21 protein-coding genes are annotated in these 25,649 nt (G+C 47.0%); 14 read left to right on the top strand and 7 right to left on the bottom strand.

The features are described from left to right. Positions 1 to 10: 10 nt before the first annotated feature. A complete protein-coding gene (locus tag ACNI23_RS07520; RefSeq protein WP_420247628.1) occupies positions 11 to 502 on the top strand; it encodes a YajQ family cyclic di-GMP-binding protein in 492 nt (163 codons plus the stop codon). 60 nt (positions 503 to 562) lie between these two features. Here ACNI23_RS07520 and ACNI23_RS07515 read toward each other — a convergent pair whose 3' ends face one another. After that, a complete protein-coding gene (locus ACNI23_RS07515; RefSeq protein ID WP_420247626.1) occupies positions 563 to 1,033 on the bottom strand; it encodes a hypothetical protein in 471 nt (156 codons plus the stop codon). A 522-nt stretch (positions 1,034 to 1,555) separates the two neighbouring features. Here ACNI23_RS07515 and ACNI23_RS07510 point away from each other — a divergent pair. The 8 genes from ACNI23_RS07510 to ACNI23_RS07475 all read left to right on the top strand — a co-directional run bounded on the left by ACNI23_RS07510 (position 1,556) and on the right by ACNI23_RS07475 (position 12,857). Further along, entirely contained in the window at positions 1,556 to 2,497 is a 942-nt protein-coding gene (locus ACNI23_RS07510; RefSeq protein ID WP_420247624.1) for a hypothetical protein, read from the top strand. 30 nt (positions 2,498 to 2,527) lie between these two features. After that, the gene (locus ACNI23_RS07505; RefSeq protein ID WP_420247623.1) at positions 2,528 to 3,634 is read left to right on the top strand and encodes a hypothetical protein; all 1,107 of its coding nucleotides are present in this window, start codon (positions 2,528 to 2,530) and stop codon (positions 3,632 to 3,634) included. Positions 3,635 to 3,652: 18 nt separating this feature from the next. Further along, complete coding sequence (locus ACNI23_RS07500; RefSeq protein ID WP_420247621.1) at positions 3,653 to 4,858, top strand: S-layer homology domain-containing protein; 1,206 nt, start codon at positions 3,653 to 3,655, stop codon at positions 4,856 to 4,858. A 14-nt stretch (positions 4,859 to 4,872) separates the two neighbouring features. Further along, positions 4,873 to 5,844, top strand: a complete 972-nt coding sequence (locus ACNI23_RS07495) for a TP0624 family protein (protein WP_420247619.1) — start codon at positions 4,873 to 4,875, stop codon at positions 5,842 to 5,844. Between the two features lie 19 nt (positions 5,845 to 5,863). Beyond that, positions 5,864 to 8,038, top strand: a complete 2,175-nt coding sequence (locus ACNI23_RS07490) for an AsmA family protein (protein ID WP_420247617.1) — start codon at positions 5,864 to 5,866, stop codon at positions 8,036 to 8,038. A gap of 2 nt (positions 8,039 to 8,040) precedes the next feature. After that, a complete protein-coding gene (locus ACNI23_RS07485; protein WP_420247614.1) occupies positions 8,041 to 10,431 on the top strand; it encodes a right-handed parallel beta-helix repeat-containing protein in 2,391 nt (796 codons plus the stop codon). After that, the gene (locus ACNI23_RS07480; protein WP_420247612.1) at positions 10,421 to 12,037 is read left to right on the top strand and encodes a SpoIID/LytB domain-containing protein; all 1,617 of its coding nucleotides are present in this window, start codon (positions 10,421 to 10,423) and stop codon (positions 12,035 to 12,037) included. Before ACNI23_RS07485 ends, ACNI23_RS07480 begins: the two co-directional genes overlap by 11 nt. Before the next feature lie 76 nt (positions 12,038 to 12,113). Then, positions 12,114 to 12,857 (top strand): tetratricopeptide repeat protein, encoded by a 744-nt coding sequence (locus ACNI23_RS07475; protein WP_420247611.1) that lies wholly within the window; start codon positions 12,114 to 12,116, stop codon positions 12,855 to 12,857. A gap of 12 nt (positions 12,858 to 12,869) precedes the next feature. Here ACNI23_RS07475 and ACNI23_RS07470 read toward each other — a convergent pair whose 3' ends face one another. The 6 genes from ACNI23_RS07470 to ACNI23_RS07445 all read right to left on the bottom strand — a co-directional run bounded on the left by ACNI23_RS07470 (position 12,870) and on the right by ACNI23_RS07445 (position 20,656). Continuing rightward, a complete protein-coding gene (locus ACNI23_RS07470; RefSeq protein ID WP_420247608.1) occupies positions 12,870 to 14,816 on the bottom strand; it encodes a PEP/pyruvate-binding domain-containing protein in 1,947 nt (648 codons plus the stop codon). 45 nt (positions 14,817 to 14,861) lie between these two features. Beyond that, positions 14,862 to 16,790 (bottom strand): ATP-binding protein, encoded by a 1,929-nt coding sequence (locus ACNI23_RS07465; RefSeq protein WP_420247606.1) that lies wholly within the window; start codon positions 16,788 to 16,790, stop codon positions 14,862 to 14,864. A gap of 10 nt (positions 16,791 to 16,800) precedes the next feature. Continuing rightward, a complete protein-coding gene (locus tag ACNI23_RS07460; RefSeq protein WP_420247604.1) occupies positions 16,801 to 17,745 on the bottom strand; it encodes a phosphate/phosphite/phosphonate ABC transporter substrate-binding protein in 945 nt (314 codons plus the stop codon). A 52-nt stretch (positions 17,746 to 17,797) separates the two neighbouring features. Next, complete coding sequence (locus ACNI23_RS07455) at positions 17,798 to 18,424, bottom strand: hypothetical protein (protein ID WP_420247602.1); 627 nt, start codon at positions 18,422 to 18,424, stop codon at positions 17,798 to 17,800. 123 nt (positions 18,425 to 18,547) lie between these two features. Next, positions 18,548 to 19,708 (bottom strand): sulfite exporter TauE/SafE family protein, encoded by a 1,161-nt coding sequence (locus tag ACNI23_RS07450; protein WP_420247601.1) that lies wholly within the window; start codon positions 19,706 to 19,708, stop codon positions 18,548 to 18,550. Between the two features lie 174 nt (positions 19,709 to 19,882). Next, complete coding sequence (locus ACNI23_RS07445) at positions 19,883 to 20,656, bottom strand: DUF169 domain-containing protein (RefSeq protein ID WP_420247599.1); 774 nt, start codon at positions 20,654 to 20,656, stop codon at positions 19,883 to 19,885. A gap of 440 nt (positions 20,657 to 21,096) precedes the next feature. Between ACNI23_RS07445 and ACNI23_RS07440 the strand changes: the two genes are divergently transcribed. From ACNI23_RS07440 to ACNI23_RS07420, 5 genes are all read left to right on the top strand, one after another. Continuing rightward, the gene (locus tag ACNI23_RS07440; RefSeq protein ID WP_420247597.1) at positions 21,097 to 21,513 is read left to right on the top strand and encodes a MarR family winged helix-turn-helix transcriptional regulator; all 417 of its coding nucleotides are present in this window, start codon (positions 21,097 to 21,099) and stop codon (positions 21,511 to 21,513) included. 9 nt (positions 21,514 to 21,522) lie between these two features. Beyond that, positions 21,523 to 21,858: a YciI family protein gene (locus ACNI23_RS07435; RefSeq protein ID WP_420247596.1), complete on the top strand. Its 336-nt coding sequence runs from the start codon at positions 21,523 to 21,525 to the stop codon at positions 21,856 to 21,858. A gap of 78 nt (positions 21,859 to 21,936) precedes the next feature. After that, positions 21,937 to 22,689, top strand: a complete 753-nt coding sequence (locus ACNI23_RS07430; protein WP_420247594.1) for an N-acyl homoserine lactonase family protein — start codon at positions 21,937 to 21,939, stop codon at positions 22,687 to 22,689. 385 nt (positions 22,690 to 23,074) lie between these two features. Then, a complete protein-coding gene (locus ACNI23_RS07425; RefSeq protein WP_420247592.1) occupies positions 23,075 to 24,817 on the top strand; it encodes a carbon starvation CstA family protein in 1,743 nt (580 codons plus the stop codon). A 151-nt stretch (positions 24,818 to 24,968) separates the two neighbouring features. Next, positions 24,969 to 25,598 carry a hypothetical protein gene (locus ACNI23_RS07420; protein WP_420247591.1) on the top strand — a complete coding sequence of 210 codons (630 nt, stop codon included), beginning with the start codon at positions 24,969 to 24,971 and terminating at the stop codon, positions 25,596 to 25,598. Positions 25,599 to 25,649: the final 51 nt, after the last annotated feature.

Raw genomic sequence — 25,649 nt, 5'->3', positions numbered from 1 at the left:
AGGATATACAATGCCATCTTTTGATATTGTCAGCCAGATCGACGCACAGGAAGTTGATAACGCTGTAAACAACGTACTTAAAGAAATTGATACCCGTTACGATTTTCGCGGGGTGAATACTGAGATTGATCTGAATAAAAAGACAAATACCATCAGCCTCGTTACCGGCGATGAAATGAAAATCAAGGCCGTTAAGGATATGATGATCACTCATTTCACCAGACGTAAGGTTGATCCCAGATCTCTTGAGTTCGGTAAAGTGGAGCCTACTTCAAGTGCTCAGCTCAAGCAGGAAATTAAATTGAAGGAAGGGATCGATAAGGATACAGCTAAAAAGATCGTAAAACTTATCAAAGCCAGTAAAATGAAAGTGCAGGCAGCTATTCAGGATGATCAGGTCCGCGTTACCGGCAAAAAACTGGATGACCTGCAGGCCGTTATTTCTCTGGTCAGAGATTCGGATCTCGATATGCCTTTTCAGTTTGTGAATATGAAGAATTAGTAAAAGAACTTCGTTTGAATTTTAACCCCGTCCTGAATCAATTTCAGGACGGGGTTTTTCTTATCCCTTCTTTTTACAGTGTTCCTCGTAACTGGTCACTGTTTCCATTATTTCCCGACAGGTGTGTTCACCCTGTCTTCGGACAAGTTCCGGAGCGGCATTGATGGCGATCAATCTGTCCAATTCAACTTTTTCCGGATAGTCATCAAGGCATTCTTCTTCCACGGTCGCTTTGTCGGGAATGATCACCTGCTGTTCTTTGACTCTGTACCCGATTGAGCCGCAGAGGTGGTTGAGCGCGGCGATAACAAGCTCCTTTTCTCCTTCTTCTTCAAGTTTACTGAATAGCAGATGAAGCCTGTCCAGTGGATTGCGTTGGTGGTCTTCGTGTTGTGGTGATGAACAGTAACGGTTGATTTGGCTTTGACCTCTTGAGAATATTTTCTGCATGCAGGTTGCACCAAGTGCTTCGCGGGAGCACTGCATCATCTCCCAAGTTTTAGTCGCTGTATTCGTCTTTTTGGGTCTCATTAAGAAAAGCCTTCATTTTTGAGGTTGTTAACCAGAATTCTTTTTATACTAAGTATGTGGGGAATCGGGATCTCTTTTTCCCCTCGCTTTTGCCAACCAATGTTTTCAATATAAAAAACGTGGATAAAGATCGTTTATATGTGGTATACATAAAACAGGGTGTTTTTCAATATACACAATGTAGCCTGACCGTATCGGCAAGAGGGGCCCTTAAAAGATATAAGAAAATTATTTGGTAATGCGAGTAGTTTTTAGTGGTTTGACTCGTTGATGTGTTTCTTTCAATATTTCAGGGTTATTTTAGAAATAAAGTCGTGTGTGTATGCAACGGGAATGGTAAATTTAAATTATGTTGCATAAGTCGTGTAATATAATATATTTACTAATTATAGTTGTCTTAACTTAGGCAGGTTCAACCATTTCCGAAGTCGGGATAAGGGTTGAGGATTTGTTTTATAGATGCTGTCCGGACATCGGGAATCGGGCAAAATGATGTAACCATACATTTTCAAGGAGAGTGACATGAGGAAACCAATACTGCTTCTCATTGCCATAGTCTGCTTTTTGGTGGCGCCTTCCATGGCTTTGGCTACTGATCTTCCGAGGGTTATGATTGTCGGCGAGGATGTTGATCCAGATACAGTTCCCCGCAGTTCAAGAGTTTTTAAACGGGTACTTAACGCGATTTCCAACGAGATGGTCAATCTTGGTTTCGATGTTAAAGACGAAACAGCCTTGACCCATATGACCCATGTTCAGGGCCGCACAAGACGCAATGATGCCGAGCTTATCCAAATCGCTAAGGATGCCGGTATTGATGTCCTTTGTATTTTCAGTATTTACCCCAATGCCAAGAGTAACCAGAACAGCGTCAGGGTTACCGCTCGTGTAGAAGGAAGACTCCTGTCCGTATGGGATGGTTCCAGAATGGGGAATTTTGAGGCCGAACCCCAGCAGTACCAGCTTGTTCCCAGACCTTACAGCCGTAACGATGTGCTCGAAGCAGTCGGTAAGATGTCCAAAATTATCGGTTCAGACGTAGGCGCTGTACTTGCGGATCGTCTTGACCAGTATCATCCCGAAGGCGGCAGCGTTTCCGATGGCGGCGGTACCGGATCCGGATCCGGCGGTGGTTCCGGTATCGGTTCCGGTGGACGTCTTCTCGAATGGACTCTTGTTTTTGATGGTTTCAGCGATGATGATATGCTCGACGTTGAAGATTACATCACTATCTTCACCGGTTACGATAGCCATCGTCCTAAGAGCAATGCTCTGAATACTTCTTCCCATCACGAATTGTGGTACAAGTCTTCCATTGATTCCGCACACCTGAAGCGCAACATGGTTCGCATGCTCAGAAAACTGAACATGAAGGGCCGTGTCTACATTTCCGGTAATGAAGTGAAGATCGTTAAGCAGCACCGCGTTAAGCAGCGTAGAAAGCAGAGTAACAGTGAATGGTAGGTTCTTCTGCCGCAAAAAGATGAGGTCTGTATGTCCTTAGCAAAACTGTACTCTCAAGTGGTTGCCATTTCGCTTGCAATATTACTGGCTGCCTCCACAGCATTTGCTGTGGAGGCCACCGGTGAGGGGGTTGATCGTCATCAGGCGCTCAATTCTGCTCTGCGCACTGCTGTTGAAATGCAGATCGGTACGGCTTTAGCCTCTGAGTCTCTTGTAGAATCCGGGGTATTGGTCCGTGACGAAATAGCCAGCCACTCAAAAGGGTATATCTCTTCGTATAAGGTGTTGAGGGAAGGGGCTACTGATGACGGGTACGTCATTACTATTGATGCTGTTGTCGACAGTAAGCTCATGTATTCCGACTACACCACCCTTGCCATTCTGCAAAAAATGTCCGGCCTGCCGAGATTGCTCATTTTCGGTTCCGGGGCCGGATTCAATTCCGTTCCGCCCCAGTCAATGAAAGAACTTGTACATGCTGTTTCGCGTACTTTCGGGAACAAATTCCAGTTTGAAGTGATCGACTGGCCCATGTCCCGCGCCAAGTACGGCGAGATTGAAGGTTCCATGAATCTTAAAAAGGCTGCCAAGTTCAACAGGCTGCTTAAGGCTGATTACGTTGTTACTGTCGATCTTGAGTTGCCGAGGGATGCCAATCCTGTAATGCATTTGACCTGCGTTAGAATTTCTGACGGACTCAAGGTCGGTGAAGTGCGCAGGCCTATTGAAAAATATGTGAGCCTTTCCGGTAAACCTGCTGAAGTATATAGTCGGGCTGTTGAAGCCGCTGAACCTGAAGCTTACTGGGCTTCGGTACGGATTGCGCGTGAGTTGCTTGAGCACATGGAGTCTGAGTTGGATCGAGGTAAGGGCTTTCGCTACACATTGACTTTCCTTGGTTTTCCCGAGCTTTCCCATATCGGTACAGCTCTTGAGGATGTGCCCGGATTTGTGCGTAAGGAAGTAAAGCGCCAGAACGGTATGAATATGGAAGTGACCTATTGGTCTACTTTGCGTGCCGAAACCTTGCTTAAGCGCGTTTCCACCGCATTGCAGAATGTAGGGGTGGAGAAATTCCAGAGTAAAATGGATGGTAGGAATTTAAAATTCCGTTGGCAGAATCCTGAAGGATTCTAATGCATGGAGGATAACCGGATGAAAAAATATTTAATATTTCTCACGGGCCTGCTTTTGATTCTCTCCCTTGCGGGATGCGGAAAAAAAGTAAAACCCATGTCTATTGAGGACAACCCGGCCCATCATTATCTGATGGGGATGGAACTGATAGACCAGGGTATGCCTGATAAGGCGTTTGTCCGTTTTGAGCGGGCTGTAGTCCTTGACGATGAATATGCACCTGCCATTGCAGGTAAGGCTCTGGTTTACGCAATGCGTGCCGAGGCTGAAAGCGATGTAGAATACAGTGCCGTCGATGCTGAAAGGGCCATTGACCAGTTTGATAAGGCTGTGCGTGAGGCAAGGCGCGACAGGTCCCAGAAATTCAGTGTCTACGTGACCGGTATTCGGGTTTACAGCCATATCGCCACTCGCGGGTGGTTGCAGAGGGCTGAAGACCTCTATGCCGATGCCAAGCTGATGCTTAAGTACGTGGTTGAAGAGGACCTTCCTTACTACCGCCATACTGAAGCAGCGCATTATTTCATGGGTGAAGCCTATTTCAAGGGTGGAGAATTCCGTAAGGCCGAAGATGTTCTCGGCGTTGTTCTTTCCGCTTCTCCGGGCAAGTGGCACGATAAAGCAAATCTACTTTACAATCGCGCCCAGAAGATTCTGCGGGCCATGAGCAATTATACTCTGACTGACGTTGCCAAGCAGATCGCGGTTAAGGAAGAAGTTGACCGGGCTGACGTTGCCGCACTGCTGGTGGATGAGCTCCATCTGGACAGACTTTTTGCCGGACGAATTCCTGTTCCCGGTGATGATAAAAAAGCCGAGTTCACTCCCGCCGATGTCGTAGGGCATATGTTTGAGCCTGAAATTATGACTGTGCTTAAGTGGCATGTCCGGGGGCTCGAACCCACTTATGATGAGCAGACCCGTGCTTATCTTTTTCATCCCAAGAAGCCTATGACCCGCAAGGAATTGGCTTTTGTACTGGAAGATGTGCTTATCAAGCTGACCGGTGATGATTCCATGTCTACTCAGCATATGGGTCAGAAAAAGTCTCTCTATCCTGATGTGGAGTCCACTGACGCATGGTACAACGCCATTGTTACCGTGGTTAACCGTAATCTGATGGAAACCGACCTGTCTGGCGCTTTCCGTCCTGATGCCAATATGGATGGTGCGGATCTCATTCTTTCTCTGATGCGTTTGCGTAACATAATGAATATTTACTAACAGTGGAGGATAACGTGAAAAAAATATTGCTAGCCCTGACAGCGGTAGTGCTTTTTGCAGGCTCCGCTGTAGCCGGAGAAAAGATTGTCGAGGTTGTTAATCCGGATGAAGTATTCCAGAAAGGGTACATTCAGGTAATAGGTGAGTCCGAGGCGGGACAGAGCCGTTATCGGGCCAAACGCGCTGCCGAAGTGGTTGCTCAGAGAAGAATGCTTGAAATCTTTCAGGGATTACGCCTGAGCGGTCAAACAACTGTCCGTGATGGAATGCTTGCAAGTGAAAAGGTAAAGACTACTGTTGACGGTACCTTGCGCGGTGCTGTTCCCTGTGGCGAATCTTTTGATCGCACCGAGGGTTATGCCAGAGTCTGCCTGCGCTTGAACCTGCACGGTCATGACTCTGTATACAGTGCTTTTGATGAAATTATTTTAAAGGAACCTAAGGAACTAAAGATTCGTGAGATTCCTGCTTTCAAACCTGAAACTCTTCCGGAAATCGTAGCTCCTGCGGTGGAAGATAAGAAAGAAGAAGTAGTTGCAAAGGTAGAAGCTCCTAGTGAAGTTGTTGAAAAGGTGGAAGTACCTGCTGAGGCTCCAGTACAGACAACTGAACCTGCTTCTGAGAAAATTCAGGAAGCTGTGGCTACCCCGGTTGATGGCATAATCGTTGACGTGCGTGACTTTGATTTCAAGCCTGCGCTGGTTAACCGCATCCTGACTGAAAAGAATGAAGTTCTTTTTGATCCTTCCAAGGTCCTTAATCAGGTCCTGATCGAAAGAGGCTGCGGCGGTTATACCACTGACCTGCAAAAAGCCCGTGCTTTGCTTGAATCATGGGGCAGCAAGTCTCCCATGGTGCTTAAAGGCAAGACCGTACAAAATGTAACTGATGCTGTGGTCAGCGTTGAAGATGCTTCTACCGTATTTGCCTATGACCAGAAGTACAACCTGCTGGCACAGGCAAGGGTAGTATTCGTTCTTAAGTAATAAAAAGGCGGTATCTGTGATGATGCACAAGAAGGGACTCCTCATTGGCGGAATTATTGCGGCCGTGATTATGGTCGGTTCCATGGTGCTGGTCAGGATTCACTTTGTGGATGCCGCACAGAAGTTGCTTTCAGATATGACTAATATGGGGGTGGTAATGGAGGATATCGAACTCCGTTACTCCCCCCTTCCTTCCCTGCGGGTTACCAACCTGCGTGTTCAGAGCGGTATGGATACAGTCCGTATTCCGCAATTGGAAATTTTTCCCGATATCCCCAGCCTGCTCAGCGGTGAGATTAAACTGCGTCATGTGGTCCTTCAGGACCCGGACGTGATGGCTCAGGCTCATCGAAAAGGGGGAGATGCTTCTTCCGGTGCGCTTGAACTGCCTTCTCTCTTCCCTGATAAAATTGATGTTGTTTCCGGCAAGTTGCAGCTGACTAACAGTTATCAGACCGAGCCTCTTACTGTCTCTGCCAGTGTGGAAAAGGAAAGCAGCGGCTTTGTCTTTAATGTGCGCAGTGCTTCCATTGCCGAGCTTGGATTTAAGTTTTCCGGGCGTCTGGATATGGTTTCCACCTCTCCGCTGAAACTAAATCTTCAAGCTACGGAATGCTCAATTGATCCGGCAGCCTTTTTGGGCTTTTTGACCGGATTCGGTTATATGGCCAATTCTACCATTCCAGAGCTGGCCGAGGCCGGAAGGTTTGAAACTACAGATCTTGATTTCAGTATGGATAGTGCTGCAGGAAGTATGGATATCAAGGCCGGGGGACTGATACTTGATTCCACCAGCGGCAAAGGCCTGTCCTTGCAAATGGGGCAGGGAGGAACATTTCAGGTTACGCTCGATGAAGCTCAGGTTGATGCCGGAGAACTTTATGCAATGGCCCGGAAAAGTGAACGGGGACGTAATGCCACTCGTTCTCTGTGTGAGTCAGCCAAATTGAAGTCCATCAAGCCGAAAGGTACCTTAATTTTTAAGTCTCTTGCACTGCACACACCTCCTTCTAGTGTCGCGAACAAGGGTTTGTCCGGTAAGATGACAGTAAGTGCCAAGGATTTGGTGCTGGTTCTGGAATCTTTGGATGGCAAAAAGCAGGAACTGAGCATTTCCGAGATAGATGCTGATGTTGAGCTTAAGGACGGCAAGCCCGTTGTTTCCGTGCGCAGTTTTACTGTTGCTTCCGCATCCGGAGGAACTTTCAATGCACAGGCATCATTGGCGTTCCCCATTGATATGAAGCAGGTCCAATTCAAGGCTGAGGCCCTCGATTTCACACTTTTTGACTACATAATCACTTGCGAGGCTGAAAAAAAAAATCCTTTGCGGACCGTTTTTGATACTCAGTTGAGCCACAAGGAAACACAAATTTCAGCTTCCGGTTATTTTAATACCCCTCGCAATCATCTGACCGGCTATGAGGCGCAGTTAAAATCTTTGAGTGTCCGCATTCCTGAAAAGGATGATGGGGATACCGAATCTGATGTGGCTAAAGTAAAAGATAAATTTAATTTTGAAGCATTGCTGGGTCGGGATATCAGCGGCAAGGCTGCCATTCGTCGTTTTTACTATAATGACTGGCCTTTCAGCGATGTTTCTATATTTGTCCATTCCGGTAACGAACGTGCCTTGCTTAAAGCCAGTGGTAAACTTTTTCATCTTAATTTGAACGCAGATGTTGTGCTGGCCAAGGATCAACTTGCAGCACAATGTAATGTAAAGGGACGCGGCACCAGCCTGCCCAGCCTGATTGCCTGTTTTGCAAAGGATCTTTCCGTTTCCCTGCGCGGTAAAATCTATCTTAACGCTAATCTGTTCATGCAGGGCGGCGATGCTGAAGAGCTGGTTCAATCCGTTCGCGGGGAGGCATCTGCAAAGATTGATGATTTGCATATTTTCAACCTTGCCAACCTTGATCCTCGGCTGGGATTCTTCCTCGATTTGCTGGATGCGGTCTCTTTTAATCCTGAAGGCGGGGAGGGGCTTAATTTTTCCACAGCCCGGATGCGTGCGGCTTTGAGCGGAAAGAAGCTGCTGATTAATTCTTTTAACCTTAGCGGGCGGCAATTGCAGGCTTGGGGCGGGGGGGCGTATTCTATTGCAGACAAGCATTTGCAGCTGGAGGGGAAGGTTCGTTCCGTTCTCGGTACGGTCAATTCCTTTAACATAGACAGGAAGTTGAAGTCATAGCCATGATTAACAAGCACAGTTCTCTAATATTTCTGCTGCTGGCAGCAATTTTGCTGGGCGGTTGTTTTGCCAAGAAGAGCACTCAAGCCGTTCAGTATACAGAGGAAGAGGCTATTCCGTATAAAATCGCGGTGTTGCCTGCTGAATACATCAAACATGCTGAGAACTCTACAGAACATAAATCCGTTCTTGTGCTTGATGATGATCGTTTGTTTGTTGCGGATATTGCACGTGCGGCAATCACTAATCAGCTGGCCGGTAAGGGCTTCATGCCCTTGCAGAAGGATGTGGTGGATAACACTCTTGCTGAACTGGGGCGAGATGACGGCTGGCGTAAGATGAGTGATGTGGATCTTTGCAAGCTTCTTAATGCGGATGGCATCGTCAAGACTGATATTTACAGCGCGGACATGATCAAGGCTTTGGCTTTTGATTTATTCCAGCTGGACGCTGAAGTTATGATGTATAACGCAGCCGGGACTCTGGTTGGTAAGTGGCGGGACAGTGCCTCGAAACGCAGAATTTCCGTTCCTACCGGAGTGATTGGTCTTGCCGGAACTATTGTTGAGGAAGTCTTTTCCGATCCTATCAGACGGCAGATGCGTATGGTTGTGTATGATTGGGCATGGAATATGGCGCAAGTACTGCCGGATTGTCCCAAGGGGCCTAAGCTTCCAGAGGTTATCGCAGTTGATACCAACGTGGATAATCTGCTTTTCGGCGTTGGGCAGAGGGTGGCGGTACGCGTTGATGCCGAGCCGGGATTGAAGTGTTCTTTCAGTATTGGGGATTTCAAGAAAAACATACCGCTGCCACAGATTTCACAGGGTGTTTATGAAGGTTTTTATGTTGTTGCTGAGGGCGATAAAGCAGCTAATGAGCCTGTGATGGTTAAAATGCGTAAGGCGAATGGTGTGGATAGGCTTTGGATTGAATCCGGTTCGCTTATCTCCCTTGATGGCGTGCTTCCGCCGGTTCTGGAGACAATACAATTTCAGACCGGGCGCGACGGTGTTAAACTTAATTGGTTGGTACCATCTGCAGCCGATCTTGAAGAATTTGTAGTAGAAAAGGGAAATGATCCGGTTGGTGAATTTGAAACTATCGCCCGGACCCGGACTCCTGAATTTGTTGATACTGATGTGAAGCAGGGAACAGCTGTGTTCTATCGGGTTCGCATAAAAGATAAAGCCGGAAATCTCTCTCCTTTAAATGGAATTCATAAGGTTATCATGCCTCAGTTTGATGAGCGTGAGCTTTTCGGTGAATTGAGCGGGGTTTTGGTCAAGGGCAATTACCGTATCGGATTTCCGGTGACGGTTTCTGAAGGCTCTAAATTTACCCTTCAGTCCGGTACGAAGATACGTTTTGAAAACAAGGGCCGGATTGATGTCTTCGGCGAACTTGAATCCATAGGTGAAATCAGTGCCCCGGTACGTTTGGAATCCAATTCCACTGTGGGCATAAAAGTTATGTCCGGTGGTAAGGCGTTGTTCTCCCAGTGTGAATTCAACGGGTTTAGCAAGGCCGTTACTTCTGCTGGCGGATATACTGAAATCCGCTCCTCTTCATTCGGTGGGGGCGAATATGCAGTGGCCGTGACTGAAACAGGTCATTATGATTTCAAGGGATTACGTATATCCGGAGTATGGAAGGGGCTGGTTCTCAGTGCCGGGAACGGTTCCGTTGTCCGCTCAAGTATAACCAATTGCACGCAGGGAATTGATTTCAAAGGCGGAAGTGTTGAGATCAAGGATAATAATATTTTTGATAATGAGCGCAATATTGTAGCCGCAGGTAAGCTTGTGGTCAGCGATAATTATTTCGGTTCGGCTTCGGTTGAGAAATTGAAGCTGGCGGGTGATATTCTTGTAAAATCAATCCTCGATGCACCGTATCCGCATGGGCGCAGGGTCGTGCTTATTGACGACAAGGAAATTACTCCGGAATTGCGTGAGAAAAAATTTGCCGAACTCAAGGCGTTAGGTGTGAATGCCTTTCACAGTCAGCATTACGGCGATGCTTATCAGGCTTTGATTCAGGCGGTTAAGATGAAGGATGACCGTGATATTTACCTTTATCTTTCCTACACCCTACTGGCTCTGGGTGATGATGTGGCCTTATCTGAAATTTTGGATGAAGGTATTTCAAAGTTTCCGTATGATGTCCGGTTGCACCAGCTCAATGTGCGTTACCTGCTGAATAAGGGTGATATCAAGCAGGCAAGGCAGGTCTTGGATAAGGCGTTGCAGCTCAGTCCGGCGGACAGCAACTTGCTTTATATGAAGGATTATCTTGATCATCTTGCGGTTCCGACTGAGTCCGTACCGATCGATACTGATGAAGAGAAAGCAAGAGAAGATAAAAATAAGGATAAAAATGATGAAAAATAAATTTAGTATGCTTCATAATGTTTTTCTTCCGGTTCTGCTTTTGATGCTTTTGATTCCGATAACTGCTCAAGCCCGCAAGTATTCTCCGATTGAACTGGAAGATCAGGCTCAGGCCCAGTGGCATATTAATTACGCCAGCTATCTGATTGATATCGGAAAGTATTTTGAGGCCCTTGAACAATACGATACAGCTGTAGACTATTCCCCGGTGGCTAAAACCAGAGTCAATGCAATGTTCGGTAAGGCTATGGTGCTATCCACATTTCTTGATGCCCCGGAAAAGGCTGCTGACGTTTATCGCATGGTTGGCCGTAACTACCCGGATTATGCTGATACCGCTCTTTATCGCCTAGGATTTCTCTATTACCAGATGAACAGATATGACCGGGCTAATTCCGTGTTCAGGCAGTATTTGCGTTATTTTCCCAATGGTAAATTTAAGTATCAGGCCGAGGCTGTGATCTCTTCCATGCAGGTTAAGCAGGAACAGAAAGTTGATCAGAAACCGGACCAAAAAACTGAGGTTAAGCCCGGTGAGAAAATACCTTCCAAGATCGGCAAGGAGCCGACACTGCGCGTGTGTTTAAGCCGCAAGGTTACGTCCATGATCGTTACCACCGGAACGGGCAAGGATAAAATTTGTACTGATGAACTGGGCTGCGGACGGAAATATAAGGTTGGTATTTCCGGTAATAAGCTGACTCTTGACGGCAAAGTGGTCAGCGCTACGAGGATTAAGTTTAAGTCCAACGGCTCACTTAAAGTCAGTTACGGCTCAGAAACCAAGAAGGTGCGCGGAATTATCGATGTCAGTATCCGCAAGGGTAAATTGCTGGTCCTTAATCTTATCGAGATAGAAGATTATTTGCGCTCAGTGGTTCCGGCGGAATCCTACGCTTCATGGCCTGCCGAGACCTTGAAAGCTCAGGCCGTCGCAGCAAGGACTTATGCCTACTACCAGAAGAAGCATCGTACCCACTTGTTTTATGATGTTTACGCCGACACCTATGATCAGATGTACGCTGGGGTGGATCGCGAGGATAAGCGCACTGACAAGGCGGTGAAACAGACCAGCGGTCAGGTTATGCTTTACAAGGAGAAACCGATCCTTTCCCAGTATACGGCTAACAGCGGTGGTTTTACCGCCGATGCCAAGGCTATATTCGGTGCAGGTAAGGATTACCTTATTGCTCAGAAAGACTCGGCAAGCTTAAAGGGTAAGATGGCTTCATGGACCAAGAAATACAGTAGGAAGGATATTGAAGCCAAGCTGAAGAAAATCGGTATTTCGGTTCCCGGTATCCGGTCCATAAAAGCCCTTGAAAATGGGCCTTCCGGCAGGATTGTCAAAGTTCGTATCCAGTACAAATCAGGGCATCGGGATCTGCGGACACGGACGACCCTCGGAAGCTCACGTGTGTTGAAGTTGCCTGATATTCTCCTGAAGATTGACAAGACGGGAGATTATTATACATTCAAAGGCCGTGGTTGGGGGCATGGTGTAGGATATTCGCAGTGGGGAGCTGCGGAATTGGGTAAAACCAAGAAATACGATCACATTTTGAAATTTTACTATCCGGGTAGCAGCATCAAGCAGCTTTGGTAATGCTGAAGTTTTGGTCTGAGATGTTGTTTCGTAAAATGAATTTATTTACGGTTACTTTGGTAGATAAAGGCCCTTAATGAACAGAACAGAGAGAATTATCTGGCTGATATGCGTTATTTTAACCCTGACCGTGATGATAGGCATCATTGAATGTCGTGCAGATACGGTTTCACAGGCTTCCCTTGAATCAGAAGTTTCATGTGGAAGGATGGGGCAGGAATTGATTGACCGCGGTGATTATGAGCTTGCGGTTTCCAGCCTTGAACAAAGTTTGAAGAATCACCCCCGCTCGGACTGGCTTTACAGCCTGCTCGGGCGGGCTTATTTTAAGATGGGTGATTTGGAACTGGCTGAGGCCCAGTTCCGTAAGGCTTTGGATATCAATAAAAACAATCCTGTGGCTAAGCGCATGGTTCTTGAAATGCGCAAGACACAGGACTTATTGCGTGATCGTGACTTCTACGAATGGATAAACATTGCCAAGGAAAGGGCCGCCGACCTTGTAACGCTGGTTATAGGTGTCTGGCTGGGTACGCTTCTTTCCGGTATTTCAGGCCGTTTTTATTCTCATTTCGTACGGACCAATTTTCGTAAAGCCCTCGCCAAGAAAGATTTTGATTACGTTACAGATATTCTGGAAGATTTGCAGATAAAGCGTGAAAAAGCGCAGTTGCGTATGCGCTTGCGCGAGCTTCTTAAAGAGTATGATCTTGAAGAAGCCAAGGAAATGATCATCGAATATGTGGATGATCGTGAAATTGAGGATAAACTGGTCCACTTTTTGGTCCAGATTCATAAGAAATCGCAGGTCAAAAGCTGAGCCGAGAGTCTATTACCCCAGTCCCGAAATAAATCTTGCCGCTACCTGATCGGCATTTTCTCCTTCTTTAACTACCGGATAATGAGTGCCTATGTGGGCTATTAAATGTCCTGTCGTTGCCAGCAATTTTTGAATTTCCGGTTCACTGCCTCCCTTAAATCTAGCTTCAATCATATCTCCTTGATGATTCGTCTTAAATCCTTGTGATTTCAAGGTAGTATTAATGAATCTGATTCGCGCAATACGCTGTGCCGGGCTTCCACTGCCGCCTTTGAAACGGAAATGGATGTGGTTGGCCTGTGCATCGGGATCGCAGACAGCATCCACTTCGGTCAGGTCTTTTTCCGATTTCAGGGTGATATTCATGTAGGTTCTTGAAAGAATGGCGTAGCCTTCAATGCTGTTGTCTCCATCCCAACCTGCGCGGTCCGCACCAAGCCCGAACCAGAGAGCCCACATGGGCGCGGATTTGATGTCATCCGGTGAAATATCCATCTTCCCGGCCGCCGTACTGAACAGGCCGTCCGCAAGGTTAAGCACAGTTACGGAAATAGGCTGGCGAGCCTTCAGATGTTTTGCACCATCAATTCCCAAACCTTTTTTGCTGACCAGAGAGAACATTTCCTCAATGCCTTTTTCATTGGCAAAGCGCACCAGATCATACATGGAGCGGCTTTTTTCCGGCAGGAACATTTCAGTATTGCGCGGCGAAATATTCAAGTTGGCGATGTAAGAAAGGGCCTGTTTGATGCGTACAGTCTCTTTTTCCCCTTGAAATGGGTAAGAACGAGCCGATGTGATCATGACTCTGTTTCGCAGGTCCGTGATCCAGTAGCATTTTTGCGGAGTATCGAACAATTCTTCAGCATTTTTACCCAGAGAAGCAATTGTCTTTGCCGAGTGGGTGGATAGCGGGGATTTCTCAGGACGAGAGATAATCCTCTGCTTTTCACGTCTGGAGAGCAGGAAAGGTGTTGTGGAATTGTGGCTGAAAATTGCAGAGCAACCGCTTTCCCGGTCTTTGGGCGGCAGATCGGATGATTCGTGCAGGGTTTCGATAACCCCTGAATCATGGATGTCTTTCATGGGTTGAATGACTACCGAGGCAGGGCATTCTCGGTCTGCATAACCGGATTCAATACGCGCTCTTATGGATTCAGCAGAAAATTTGCAGGTAACCGCTTTTTTCCATGCCTCAACAATGTCCTGTACCGGGACAGGGGAGATGGTGCACCAGCTTTCGGGCAGGGCATAGAGGCTTCCTTCCGGAGTGGATGATGCGGTCAGGCTCAGATTGCCGCTTCCGCGCGAGGTCTCAAGGGCGGCAATTTCAATTTCAGTGGCAATTGTTTCCGGCATTACGCCCTGCATAAAGCGATCAATGATGGTCCGGGAAATTCTATTCAGGTCTGCAATTCCTGTTGTTACCGCTGATTCCAGAATCTCATCAATGGCAATACGCAGGTTGTTGGCTTCAATGAAATAATTGTAAACATCGGAACCGATGACCATGCCGTCCAGAACAGGCACTCCTGCCTGCTTCAGCCTAGCGAGGTCGGCGGCACAGGCTCCGGCTTTGAATTCATAATCGATTGCATCTTCAAGGGGAAAGGTAAATGGCTTTGAAATTTCAGGATCAGGTACGGTTACAGCCATGCGTACGTAGAAATTGATCTTGTTGTAATAGTCCATGATGTCCATGAAGCGCACAGGGTTCATGTCCTGTAAATGCTCAAGCATGATTCGGATATTGATACCCAGATCAGCGGCCTGTTTTTCCACGTAGGCCCAGTCGGTGACGGTTTGTCCGAAGCCGATATCTTCGATATGCGAGATGGCTTTAAGGCACTCTTCCTCAAGCTCCATGAGTTTTTTAAAAGAGTTGTACCTGCGTCTGAGCAACCGTCCGGGTGGGAACGTCTCGTAAGTCCAATGGCTGAATACGTGTCGGAATTTCATAGTAGTGAATCATATCACAAGTGGTTGTATTTATAAAACCCTAAGTTACTCTTCAGAGAGTTCATCAAGGGGCAGGGTGACTTCGAACATAGTGCCGGGACCTGTGTTTTCGGGCAGTTCCAGCCTGCGGCGCAATACTCGCGGAAGCGGGCTGACAGCTTTAATGGTGCCGCCGTGGTCTTTAATAATCCCGAAAGAAACGGAAAGGCCCAATCCTGTACCCTTGCCCACAGGTTTTGTGGAGTAGAAGGGGTCGAAAATGGCATTTATATTCTTCAGTTCAACTCCATGCCCGCTGTCAGCGAAGACAGCGGTGATGGTCATGGAATCAGTATCAAGCTTAGTTGAGATGTGGATGCGTCCTTTCTCATCAATTGCTTCCAGTGCATTGGAAAGCAGGTTCAGCCAGACCTGTTTAAGCTTTTCGGGGTCCCCGTGGATTATGGGGAAACGGTCATCAAGATCAGTGGAAATTTCTACCTGTTCCAGTTTGAAAGTATGGCTGACCAACTGCACTACCTCCAGAATGGAGTTGTTGAAGCACATGGTTATTTTTTCACTTTCATTCTGGCGGGAAAATCCGAGCAGGTCGGCAACGATTTTACGGCATACCCGGGCCTGTTTTTCTATGATCTCAAGATCCTTGGATATTTGGTCCTCGGGTTTGAAATCTTCTTGCAACAGTTGGGCATAGCCGAGGATGATCCCAAGCGGGGTGTTGATTTCATGAGCGACACCCCCGGCAAGTTTGCCTATGGATTCCATCTTCTGGGATTGGATCAATTGCGCCTGATAATTTTTGAGCTCGGTTATCTCACGGGCAGTGGAGAGTACGCCGATAATATTATTGTTCTGACCATGAACCGGAACACGGATAGTGTGAAACCAGCGGGCCGGAGATTCGTCTGTTTCCGGTTCGCGTGTTTCTTTGTTCACAGTGCGCCCGGTTTCAAGAACCATACGGGCTTCTTCCATGCGCGCTGCGGCGATATCATTCGGATAGAGCTCCTGATCGGTCAGACCTATGATCTTTTCTTCTGTATGTCCCAGATGCTCAGCATAACTTTTATTTACAGCTAGATAGGTCAGTTGCGGACCCAGCAGGGAAACGAAATCAGGTGAAACATTGATGATGGTTTTGAGCAGTTCTTTCTGTCTGGTCAGGTCTGCTTCAGTTATCTGAAGGTCTTCAATATGGCAGGCAAGACTCATGCCCATTGCGTCGAAAGTGTCAGTCAATTCCTGAATTTCATCCCCTTTCGGTGTGTGGGTTATGGCTCGCTTAAACCTGTCTGTGAATTTTACTGCCTTGCAATCTTCTTTACGCAGGCTGGGGCCGAGGTGGGTGGCAACTATATCTTCCGCATGTTTTTGCAGTGAGCCGAGACGGAACGTTAAATGTCGTGCAAACTGTGTAGAGATGAGTACCGCAAGAAGAAGTACAGCTCCGGTCAGGGCAAAAATGGCGAAAATAAGGTTTTGGACTACGGCATGGATTCCGCTCCGCGAAAGGCCGATACGGACTGTCCCAAGCTTTTTGTCGCTGAGAAAAATAGGGGCGGCAAAGTCGAAAATACGCTTTTTGCCAGTATCAACGGTGACTACGCTGATTTTGTTATTTTCCCCTTTATTCGCATCCTTAAGCTGGATTGGAAAGCCTTCATTGAAGGTATTTGCAAGCACACGGTTCTGGTCGTCCATGATAAATGCGTAAACGATTTCATCGTCAGCTTTTTTCAGTTCGTTAACCATAGAACCAAGGTTCAGCAAATCTATTGAAAGCAAAGGGTTTTCCGCACGCATAGCCAGATTACCGGCCAGTACTTCACCACGTTTGCGGGATTGCTCAATTAGTGCATCTGAGGACATTCGGATGACGAAAATTGCAATGATCAGTGATGTAAAAGCAACAATTAAGGTCAGTCCTAAATTGATCTTAGTCCGGAATTTAAGCCGGGAGAAAATTTCTATCATTTTGGCCTCCCTATTGTCCGTAATCAATGTTCAGTCCTAATTCTTCTGTAAGCTTCCTTACCGAATCGTAATCGCTGTCCTGAGCAGGAATTATTCCTCGCATTCCTGCCTGATATAGAATCGCGGCCTGTTCCGGTTCATCCATGGACATACGGAACATGCAATATTTGATTTTATCGACGACTTTTTCAGACAAGCCTTTGCGGGCGGCATAGACCCAGCCCGGAAAAGGTTCGGTTTCCGCAACTATCCTGATCTTATCGATGTTAATTTTATCGCGAACAACGTTGAGGGTTCCTTCACGGATGGATGCAAAATCGTATTTACCGGCGTAGACTGCGAGGACCGCTTTTTCCTGTTTACCGCCCGGTCCGGGGGCAAATGATATTTCTTTGAAATCAGATTCCTTGATTCCATTTTTTAGAAACAGGCCCAATGGGAAAAGATAGCCGCCCGCGGAAAGAGGGTCCACGGCGATCCATGTTTTTCCGATGCAGTCTTTGAGTCGTGTGATGGCCCGGTTGTCCTTGCGGGTGATAATCTGTCCCCTGAATGTGGGGCTGCCGGAAGGTTCGATGATTCGCGCAAAGGCCCGTGCACCGCTTTTGGCAATGCTTACGTAGGTCATGGGGTTGGAGAAGGAAATATCGATTTCGCCGTCTTTGACCATGCGGCGATGTTCTTCGAAAGTATCAGGGAATACCTGACGAATTGTAAAACCCGACTCGCGGGATAGGTAGTCGATTAGTTTACTGTGCCGTAAATATGAAACCCGGTGTGAATACTGGGGCAGGTAGGCATAGGTTATGGCTGGACGTGGTTCCGGTACGCGCACTTCCTCACGGATAGACATGTCCACGCGCACAACTTTTTCTTCAGGCTGTGAACCGAAAAAGTATATTGCCGCTCCAGCCAACAGGAAGATTGCCGGGAGAGTGTATCTGAGCTTGAACATGAATTCTCCCTCAAGAGAGGAACGCCTTTCCCGGTGAGAATTCTGTTCATGATTAAGCCCTGCTTTCAAGACTGTTACCGCTTGCAGTTTCCTTATTTTCTTCAGGAATCTGCGCAAGTTCGTCCCATGAAGTGAGTTCCCCGGCCTTTTTTGCGTCTTCCGCTCTCAAGTCGTCAATTTTTTTAAGTACAGGTATAAATGGTCTTATCTTGGAGAATCCGTAGCGTACAATAATATAAGATAAAATAAAAACGAAAGGATAGCCGAGTGAAAATTTGGTAAAGGGCACGGTGTGGATATCGATTCCGGAGAATCTGCTTTGCAGCCAAGCCATAGCGAAAGGAACGGGCCAGAGCGAAACAGCAAACAGCGCAGCATGGGAAAAGAAAACTTTGCCGAAATATTCATTGGCCCACTTGTTGGCAGATTTGAAGGTATCTTTTTGTTTATGGCGAATAGCTTCAATCGAAATATTGTTCATGCGGGTCATTTTGCGGTTCAAGTCAGTGTAATATTCCCTGTTCCAGATGTAGATCAGGCTCATGGATATTTCTCCGACAATAGTACACCACAGGGCTACTACCGCAGTACCAAGCCAAAAAGCCGCAAGGGCAGGTAAACCGATGCGGTAGGGTGCGATAAGCAGGCTGTCTATGATGGGATAAATTGACTCGAACATCTTTACTCCGGTCTAGCTTACAAAGAGGCTAAGCCATATTAAAAAGTTTGGAAGGGATAGGGACTGGGGAAGGGATTCTTTTTTCAAAAGTTTCCCTTCCCCAGCCGCCGGAGGCATCGTTAATTAGAACGGAGGCAGGAGGCTGTAGCCGAGGAATCCCTTGGACGAGTAACGGATACCTACGTACAGAGCCAGTACGACGAAGAGTCGCTTGAGCCATACGTCCGGAATGTATTTGGAAGTACGGGGGCCGATAAAGGAACCCACGAGGATACCGAGGAGTTCAACACCGATAAGGGGCCAGAACACGGGGGTATCTTTAACAACCATGTAGGTGAAGACGGAGGTGGTCATACCTACTAGTACTGCCAGTGCGGAAGTACCTGCAACGAGGTACATGGGCAGGCCTGCAACACTGGTCAGGAAGGGCACGAGCAGGAATCCGCCGCCCACGCCGAGGAAGGAAGCAAGTGCTGCGATGATGAAACCGCCGACTACGGGGATAAGGGGGTTGAAAGAGAATTCAACGCCGTAGAAGGTGAATACGCACTTGGTCATGGAGAAGTTGACAACCTTTACGCCCATGGCTGCGGTATCAACTTTTGCACCTTCTTTTTCTTCTTTAATGGAAGCTTCGAAAGCCTTTGCTGCTTCTTTAGCCTGCTTTTTGCCAGCCTGTCCTTTAGGAGTGGTTTCGTAGAACAGGTAGCAACCAAGAGCGAGTACAAAGAGACCGAAGAATCCGATGTAGGATTTCAGAGAGATTTTACCGGCGGTAAGCCAGGGTACGAGATAGGAACCTGCAATGGAACCTGCTGCAAGGGAAAGACCCAGCGGCAGAACGAGACGGCCCATCTTGTAGTAGTTAAAGGAGGACATTGCCGCAGAAGTACCAACCAGCCATTGGTTAGATACGCGGATGGAGTCGGTTACCAGCTTGTTCATGACCGGAGAGGTCTTCTTGAAGGTAGATGCGTAGTTACCGAAACCGTAAATGGTGATGTGACCGACACCGGCCATGATACCGCCGAATGCGCCAACGGTGGAGAAAATCCAACCTACCCAGATCGCCCATACGAAGCCGATTACGAGGTTAACGCTGGGACCGCCGGGAATTCCGAGGAAACCGGGAGCGAGTTCGGTGTTGATCTGGCCAGCTTCAGCACCTTTGGGTGTAGCGCTGATGGCATCTGCGAGGCGGTCTGCAAAGGCGGGCTGGATATAGGCCACCACTGCCAGTGCCGCGATAGCCATGATCAAAAGGCTTTTGCGTGATTTAAACATAGTGTATCTCCTTGATCGAAAGTTGGTTTTGCTGTGTCTGCTTTCTGCTTCCTTACCGGCTGTGTCTGCAGCCGGAGACCCTATCAGATTCAGATTGAACAGGAACAGCGCCTTCATTCCTATTTGTGCTATCCCCGGGCATTGCAGTGTCCGGGGATAGCTTTTTTGCTTTTACTATTTTTCTTTCTTGAAAATAATCAGAGGACAGTTTTTGCAGACATCCTGACCGGGGAAGCCGTCGCCGGGTTTGGTGATGGAGGAACTTGCGATTTCCATACGGTCCACAAGTCTCTGAACCATTTTTTTGAACTTGGTGCCGGGAATCATAACGTTGATTTCACCACGTTCGGTTTTACCGGCGTTGTAGCTGCCGGAACAGGCCGGAACCATGTTGAATTCCTGCTCGTTGTAGGTGAACACGCAGCCTGCGCAAGCGGAGGAGTTCATGGTGATATTGGGGCGCAGGGGATGGGTGTCGGTGGCTGCAGCGTAGTCTACTGCAAAGTGGTAAGCCTGCATGTTGTCGCAGTAGAAGTGTACTACGTCAGGTTCGAAGATACCATCGATAGAGCCAAGGGGGGCAACTGCGATACCGATGAGGCCTTCTTTGATGCGGGGCTTGCTGAGTACGAATTTCTCAGCCTGCTCCATATCTACAACATATTTGGAGTGACCTTTAATTTCACCTTCATCCAGTTCCTTCCATGCGAAAGCATATTTTGCGTTACCGCAACCGAGACCTTCAACATCAGAGTATACGGTCTGGCCTTTCATGCGGGCTGCTATTTCCCACTGGCAGAAGGTCATGGGCTTGAGAGGAACGTGGAAATCGGCTTTTTCCTTGAATTCGTCCACTTCAGCCTGATCGAAGAAATATTTAACGGCTACAGGGTAATGATAAAGTCTCATTTCCTTCATCAGCAGTTCTTGGATCTCTTTGTAAGTCATAGTGACCTCCTCACTTCCTTCTTTTATTTAGGTTTAAATAACAATTGTGCTGTGATTGTTCGTTGATTTTTCAACTTACACTCTTTTTATGGGCCTGTGAAAAAATAAACAAACTTTTTTGGAATAAAGAAAAAAATAACATTTTTTCACATTAAGACTCACTTGAAGCACATGTGTTTGAATAAAGTATCGTGAAAAAAATAACAATATATTTAATAAAAATATTAATTTCAGAACATTATAGATATTTGTTCTGATTTATATTTTTTGTTTTAAAGTTAGTTTTAAATATATTTTAAGACACCTCTTCTTGTGTTGTTTATATTTTCACGTGATTTCTGAGGGTATTTTACCGGTCTTGTGAAAATATTTAGTTGACAAGGAAACTAAAAACGGGAGATTTAAATGAAAGGTTGACTAGGAAACTAAATGGAGAAGTAATGTCATACGCTAATAAAATGGTGATCGAGTTGCTCCGTCTGGGAGCTTATCTGCAGCGGGAGGGTGCTCGTGTTACCCGTGAGTTCGGTTTGGCGCAGCAGCAATTTGTAGTGCTGGTAGCTATAAAAGAGCAGGGTCCTGTTTCGCAAAAGGCGATTCTTTCGGATTTACTCTATGAGAAGTCGAACGTTTCCAAATCTATTGCGCGCCTTTCCGCTCTTGGTTTGATCCAAACTTCCAGATCCGTGGATGATTCCCGTGTCGTCCTGTGTGAGGTGACAGAAGAAGGCCGGGATGTTGTTGAGCGATGTATGGTTAAGATGAAAGCATTAAATGAAAAATGGCTGCAACATATTCCAGAATATGAACTGAGGCAGGTGGTTAAGGTTTTAGGTGCCATCCGCCCCATGGAATAAGGAGGAATTATGAAGTGGGTTCTCTTGGCGTTTCTGGTGATGTTTTCAGTAACCCCGGCATTTGGAGGCGATATGGAAAATGATTCGAAGGGAACGTTCGTCTATTACTATTTAATGGAAGGCAACCCGGATGCAATCGGCAAGGCAGTGCCTGCACATGTGGAATACTGGAAGACCTGCAATCTGGCAGGATTTCGGGGAGGGCCGTTTGCAGATGGCTCCGGCGGCATGATTCTTTTTGAAACTGAAGATGATGGTTCGGCTGCTGAAATTATTGCTGGCGATCCCTTTGTCATCGAGGGATTCATTTCCGAGTCACGTTTAAAGCAATGGATACCGAAGTAAATCAGTGCTATGTTGCAGCCATCATTAATATAATAAAAGCAGCATCAGGCGGATAGCTGTCCGGGTAAGGAGCTGACAATGTCCAAATACAGAATTCACCCCATCGTTGTAGGTACGAAGAGATTCGACAAAGGCATGATGACCTATCAACATGACTACGGCCAGCCTTACATCATCCCCATTTACAGCTGGTATCTTGAGGGCGGCGATAAGAAAATTCTTGTTGATACCGGCGAAATGCAGCCCATTATTTCCGAGGACCGCGAAGCTGATCTTGGTGGCAAAATTCATACTTTCGAAGACGGACTGGCAAAATTCGGCCTCAAGCCCGAAGACATCGACATTGTTATCCATACCCATCTGCATAACGATCATTGCGAGAACGATTACAAATGCACCAATGCAAAATTCTATGTGCACCGAAAGGAGCTTGATCACGTGCACGATCCTCATCCGCTGGATTTCCGCTATCTGGAAGATTACGTGGAGGATGTGGAGGAGGCCGGACAGGTGGTTGCTGTTGACGGCGATTACGATGTGGCTCCCGGTATCCGCATGATGCATACCCCTGTGCACACACCGGGCGGCATGACTGTCCTGATTGACACTGAAGGTGGACTAGCAGCTATTACCGGATTTTGTGTGATTATGGAGAACTTCAATCCTCCGCCGGAAGTACGGGGTATGGAGATGGAAGTTATCCCTCCGGGTACTTCGGTTAATACCTATAAAGCTTATGACATAATGTTAAAGGTCAAAGAGATGGCCGATATACTTATTCCGCTGCATGAGCCTGCTTTTGCGAGTGGTGATGTGGTGGAAGGCACTTAAGAGTGTGTTGTAATGATTCTGAAATTAAATTGTACCCGCATTATTTGCGCAAAAAATATTTTCGGTGAAATTGTTGCAGGTTAATCGCTAATATCGCACGTATTATTTTGAATCGTGAAATTGCAAACGGTTGAGGTTACGAGGTTTTTAAAAGGGAACTGGTAATTCATGCTGAAATAATTTAGGTAGTAGAGTCCTAAAATTATTATAAGTGCCCACTGCTGTCCCGAGGGGGCCGGGTTCATTGTTATAATGTTGTTTCTTAACAACGGGCGGTTTGAATCCGGAACGGGTTTTAAAAGCAGAGTGCTTGTAAAGTGTGTGGTTTCGGAAAGGCATCATGTCTTTCTGCCTGTATTGGTTCTTTTTCTTTGGAGGTATTGAGGTGAACTCACTCGTTATCGCCGGTCTTTGCTTTGTGGGGTATATTGTTGCGTATCATACCTATGGCAAATTTCTGGCAAAAAAGATTTTTCAGGTTGATGAGAACAAGGTTTGTCCCAGTTGTGAACTTGAAGACGGTAAGGACTTTGTTCCTACTAAAAAGGAAGTGCTCTTCGGGCACCATTTTACTTCCATTGCCGGACTTGGTCCCATTGTAGGTCCCGCAATTGCTATTATCTGGGGTTGGGTACCCGCTGTCCTCTGGGTTTTCTTCGGTGCCATCTTTATGGGTGCTGTTCATGACTTCGGCTCTCTCGTGGTCAGCTTACGCAATCAGGGCCGTTCTGTCGGTGATCTCGCAGCAGGATTGCTCAACAATCGCGTGCGCTCATTGTTCTTGATTATTATCTTTTTTGAGCTGCTGATTGTAATTGCCGTGTTTGCACTGATCATCGCTATTCTTTTCAATATGTATCCTGCCGCGGTAATTCCGGTCTGGAGTGAGGTTCCCATTGCTGTCGGACTTGGCTGGCTCATGTACAAGAAAGGTGCGAACCATACTGTATGGTCCATTCTTGCTCTTATCGCTATGTACGCATTTGTTGTGGTCGGTGTTTATCTGCCCTTCAAAATGCCCGCCATCGCAGGTATGAACCCCATCGTAGTTTGGACTTTGATTATGCTGGCCTACGCTTTTATCGCGTCCATCCTTCCGGTCACCACGCTGCTGCAGCCTCGTGACTACATCAACGGACACCAGCTCTTCGTCGCTTTGATCTTGTTGGTTGTCGGTGCTGTTGTGGCTCATCCCACATTCGTAGCTCCGGCACTGGATCTTGATCCGCAGGGTGCTCCGCCGATGCTGCCATTTCTGTTCGTAATTATCGCCTGTGGTGCTATCTCCGGCTTCCATTCATTGGTAAGTTCCGGTACTTCCGCCAAGCAGTGCGAGACCGAGCGCGATTCCCGTATGATCGGTTACGGTTCCATGCTTATGGAAGCAGCATTGTCTATCCTCGTTATCGTTGCTGTCGGTGCCGGACTTGGACTTGGAAAGCACACAGCTGACGGTCAGTTCCTGACCGGAACCGCAGCTTTCACAACCCACTACGCATCATGGGCTTCCGCAGCCGGACTCGGCGCAAAACTTGGTGCTTTTGTTGAAGGCTCTGCAAACCTGATGGCCAGCTACGGTATTCCCACAAACATTGCCCTTGCAATCATGGGTGTATTTCTGGTCAGCTTCGCAGCTACCACCCTTGATAGCGCAACCCGTATTCAGCGTTACGTTGTGGGGGAACTGGCTCAGGCATATAAAATGCCAGCCTTGTCCGGCGCTGTTCCCGCAACTTTGATTGCCGTGGGGACTGCTGCCATACTTTGCTTTAACGGTGGTTTTTCCATCGGCGCACTGAAAAAAGGAGCACTCGCTCTCTGGCCGCTGTTCGGTACTGTAAACCAGTTGCTGGCAGCATTGGCTTTGCTGATTATCACTGTCTATCTTGCACGTAAAAAAGTTAAAGCCATTTACACCGGTATCCCCATGGTCTTTATGATCGCCATGACCGGTTGGGCAATGGTCTTTAACCTCCAGAAATTCTACGCAGGCGGCAAGTGGCTGCTCTTCGTTGTCGGTTTGATCGTCTTCGTGCTCGAAATCTGGATGATTGCTGAAACCTATCTGATCATGAAGAAGGTTTATGGTGGTGAAGAAGATGCGCAAGGAGTTACTGATAGCGCCTAGCTGATCGTTTCAGCACATATTATGAATGAAGAAGCCCCCGGTAGCCTGTTGGCTGCCGGGGGTATTTTGTGAAGGATGTGTACATATTTTTTGAGAGAGGTTAAAATGATAAGTGTATAAATCAGGCAGTGCTGGCATAGGAGCGCAACCCATGAAACCAGAAGACCGGGCCACAGATATAACCATCAATGAATCAGGAATAATCTGGAACTGGAACGCCAAGCATATTCTTGCGGATAAATATCGAATGCTGGAGTTCGGTAAATTGCTGTTGGCTGTCTTGGTGATGTTTATTGTTTTGATGGGCCTTATCGTTATTTTTGTGGATGGAGGCGTGAGGGAGCTTCAGACGGCTCTTTATATTTCTATTGTTGCCATAGGTGGATTCGGGGTGCTGATTCTTATGGCCCTTGCCTTGATGGGGCATATTTTCCGTTATCAATTCGGAGTATCTGATAAATCAGTCTATTCTCGAATGTTTACGGGAAAGGTGCAAGATGCAGCTAATGGGATAGTCGTTCTGGCTGCTATGATGGAAAATCCTCAAGCCATGGGACAGGGGATACTGGCTAAATCTGATGAGTATGTTGAAATCAGTTTTGCAGATATGAAGAAGATCAACTGGCATCCTGATGACTGTGTCATAAGATTTAAGGGAGCGTGGTACAGCAAACCGTTTTATATGGATTGTCCTCCGCATCTTTATAATGAAATTGAAGTAAAAATACGGGCCGGACTTAAAGCCGCACATAATGAAAATTTTCTTGATGAATTGAATTAAGCAACAATATATTTATAATTCCAAACTTGACACAAACCATTCCTTCATTCA

Source organism: Maridesulfovibrio pacificus (SeqCode) (genome assembly GCF_048612815.1).
Classification (GTDB): domain Bacteria; phylum Desulfobacterota; class Desulfovibrionia; order Desulfovibrionales; family Desulfovibrionaceae; genus Maridesulfovibrio; species Maridesulfovibrio pacificus.
This window is presented reverse-complemented; position numbering and strand designations above follow the sequence as displayed.

What these genes read in the sequence shown, in the direction of transcription:
- ACNI23_RS07520 (WP_420247628.1), top strand. Translation starts at nt 11, where the DNA reads ATGCCATCTTTTGATATTGTCAGCCAGATCGACGCACAGGAAGTTGAT.
- ACNI23_RS07515 (WP_420247626.1), bottom strand. Translation starts at nt 1,033, where the DNA reads ATGAGACCCAAAAAGACGAATACAGCGACTAAAACTTGGGAGATGATG.
- ACNI23_RS07510 (WP_420247624.1), top strand. Translation starts at nt 1,556, where the DNA reads ATGAGGAAACCAATACTGCTTCTCATTGCCATAGTCTGCTTTTTGGTG.
- ACNI23_RS07505 (WP_420247623.1), top strand. Translation starts at nt 2,528, where the DNA reads ATGTCCTTAGCAAAACTGTACTCTCAAGTGGTTGCCATTTCGCTTGCA.
- ACNI23_RS07500 (WP_420247621.1), top strand. Translation starts at nt 3,653, where the DNA reads ATGAAAAAATATTTAATATTTCTCACGGGCCTGCTTTTGATTCTCTCC.
- ACNI23_RS07490 (WP_420247617.1), top strand. Translation starts at nt 5,864, where the DNA reads ATGATGCACAAGAAGGGACTCCTCATTGGCGGAATTATTGCGGCCGTG.
- ACNI23_RS07485 (WP_420247614.1), top strand. Translation starts at nt 8,041, where the DNA reads ATGATTAACAAGCACAGTTCTCTAATATTTCTGCTGCTGGCAGCAATT.
- ACNI23_RS07480 (WP_420247612.1), top strand. Translation starts at nt 10,421, where the DNA reads ATGAAAAATAAATTTAGTATGCTTCATAATGTTTTTCTTCCGGTTCTG.
- ACNI23_RS07475 (WP_420247611.1), top strand. Translation starts at nt 12,114, where the DNA reads ATGAACAGAACAGAGAGAATTATCTGGCTGATATGCGTTATTTTAACC.
- ACNI23_RS07470 (WP_420247608.1), bottom strand. Translation starts at nt 14,816, where the DNA reads ATGAAATTCCGACACGTATTCAGCCATTGGACTTACGAGACGTTCCCA.
- ACNI23_RS07465 (WP_420247606.1), bottom strand. Translation starts at nt 16,790, where the DNA reads ATGATAGAAATTTTCTCCCGGCTTAAATTCCGGACTAAGATCAATTTA.
- ACNI23_RS07460 (WP_420247604.1), bottom strand. Translation starts at nt 17,745, where the DNA reads ATGTTCAAGCTCAGATACACTCTCCCGGCAATCTTCCTGTTGGCTGGA.
- ACNI23_RS07455 (WP_420247602.1), bottom strand. Translation starts at nt 18,424, where the DNA reads ATGTTCGAGTCAATTTATCCCATCATAGACAGCCTGCTTATCGCACCC.
- ACNI23_RS07450 (WP_420247601.1), bottom strand. Translation starts at nt 19,708, where the DNA reads ATGTTTAAATCACGCAAAAGCCTTTTGATCATGGCTATCGCGGCACTG.
- ACNI23_RS07445 (WP_420247599.1), bottom strand. Translation starts at nt 20,656, where the DNA reads ATGACTTACAAAGAGATCCAAGAACTGCTGATGAAGGAAATGAGACTT.
- ACNI23_RS07440 (WP_420247597.1), top strand. Translation starts at nt 21,097, where the DNA reads ATGTCATACGCTAATAAAATGGTGATCGAGTTGCTCCGTCTGGGAGCT.
- ACNI23_RS07435 (WP_420247596.1), top strand. Translation starts at nt 21,523, where the DNA reads ATGAAGTGGGTTCTCTTGGCGTTTCTGGTGATGTTTTCAGTAACCCCG.
- ACNI23_RS07430 (WP_420247594.1), top strand. Translation starts at nt 21,937, where the DNA reads ATGTCCAAATACAGAATTCACCCCATCGTTGTAGGTACGAAGAGATTC.
- ACNI23_RS07420 (WP_420247591.1), top strand. Translation starts at nt 24,969, where the DNA reads ATGAAACCAGAAGACCGGGCCACAGATATAACCATCAATGAATCAGGA.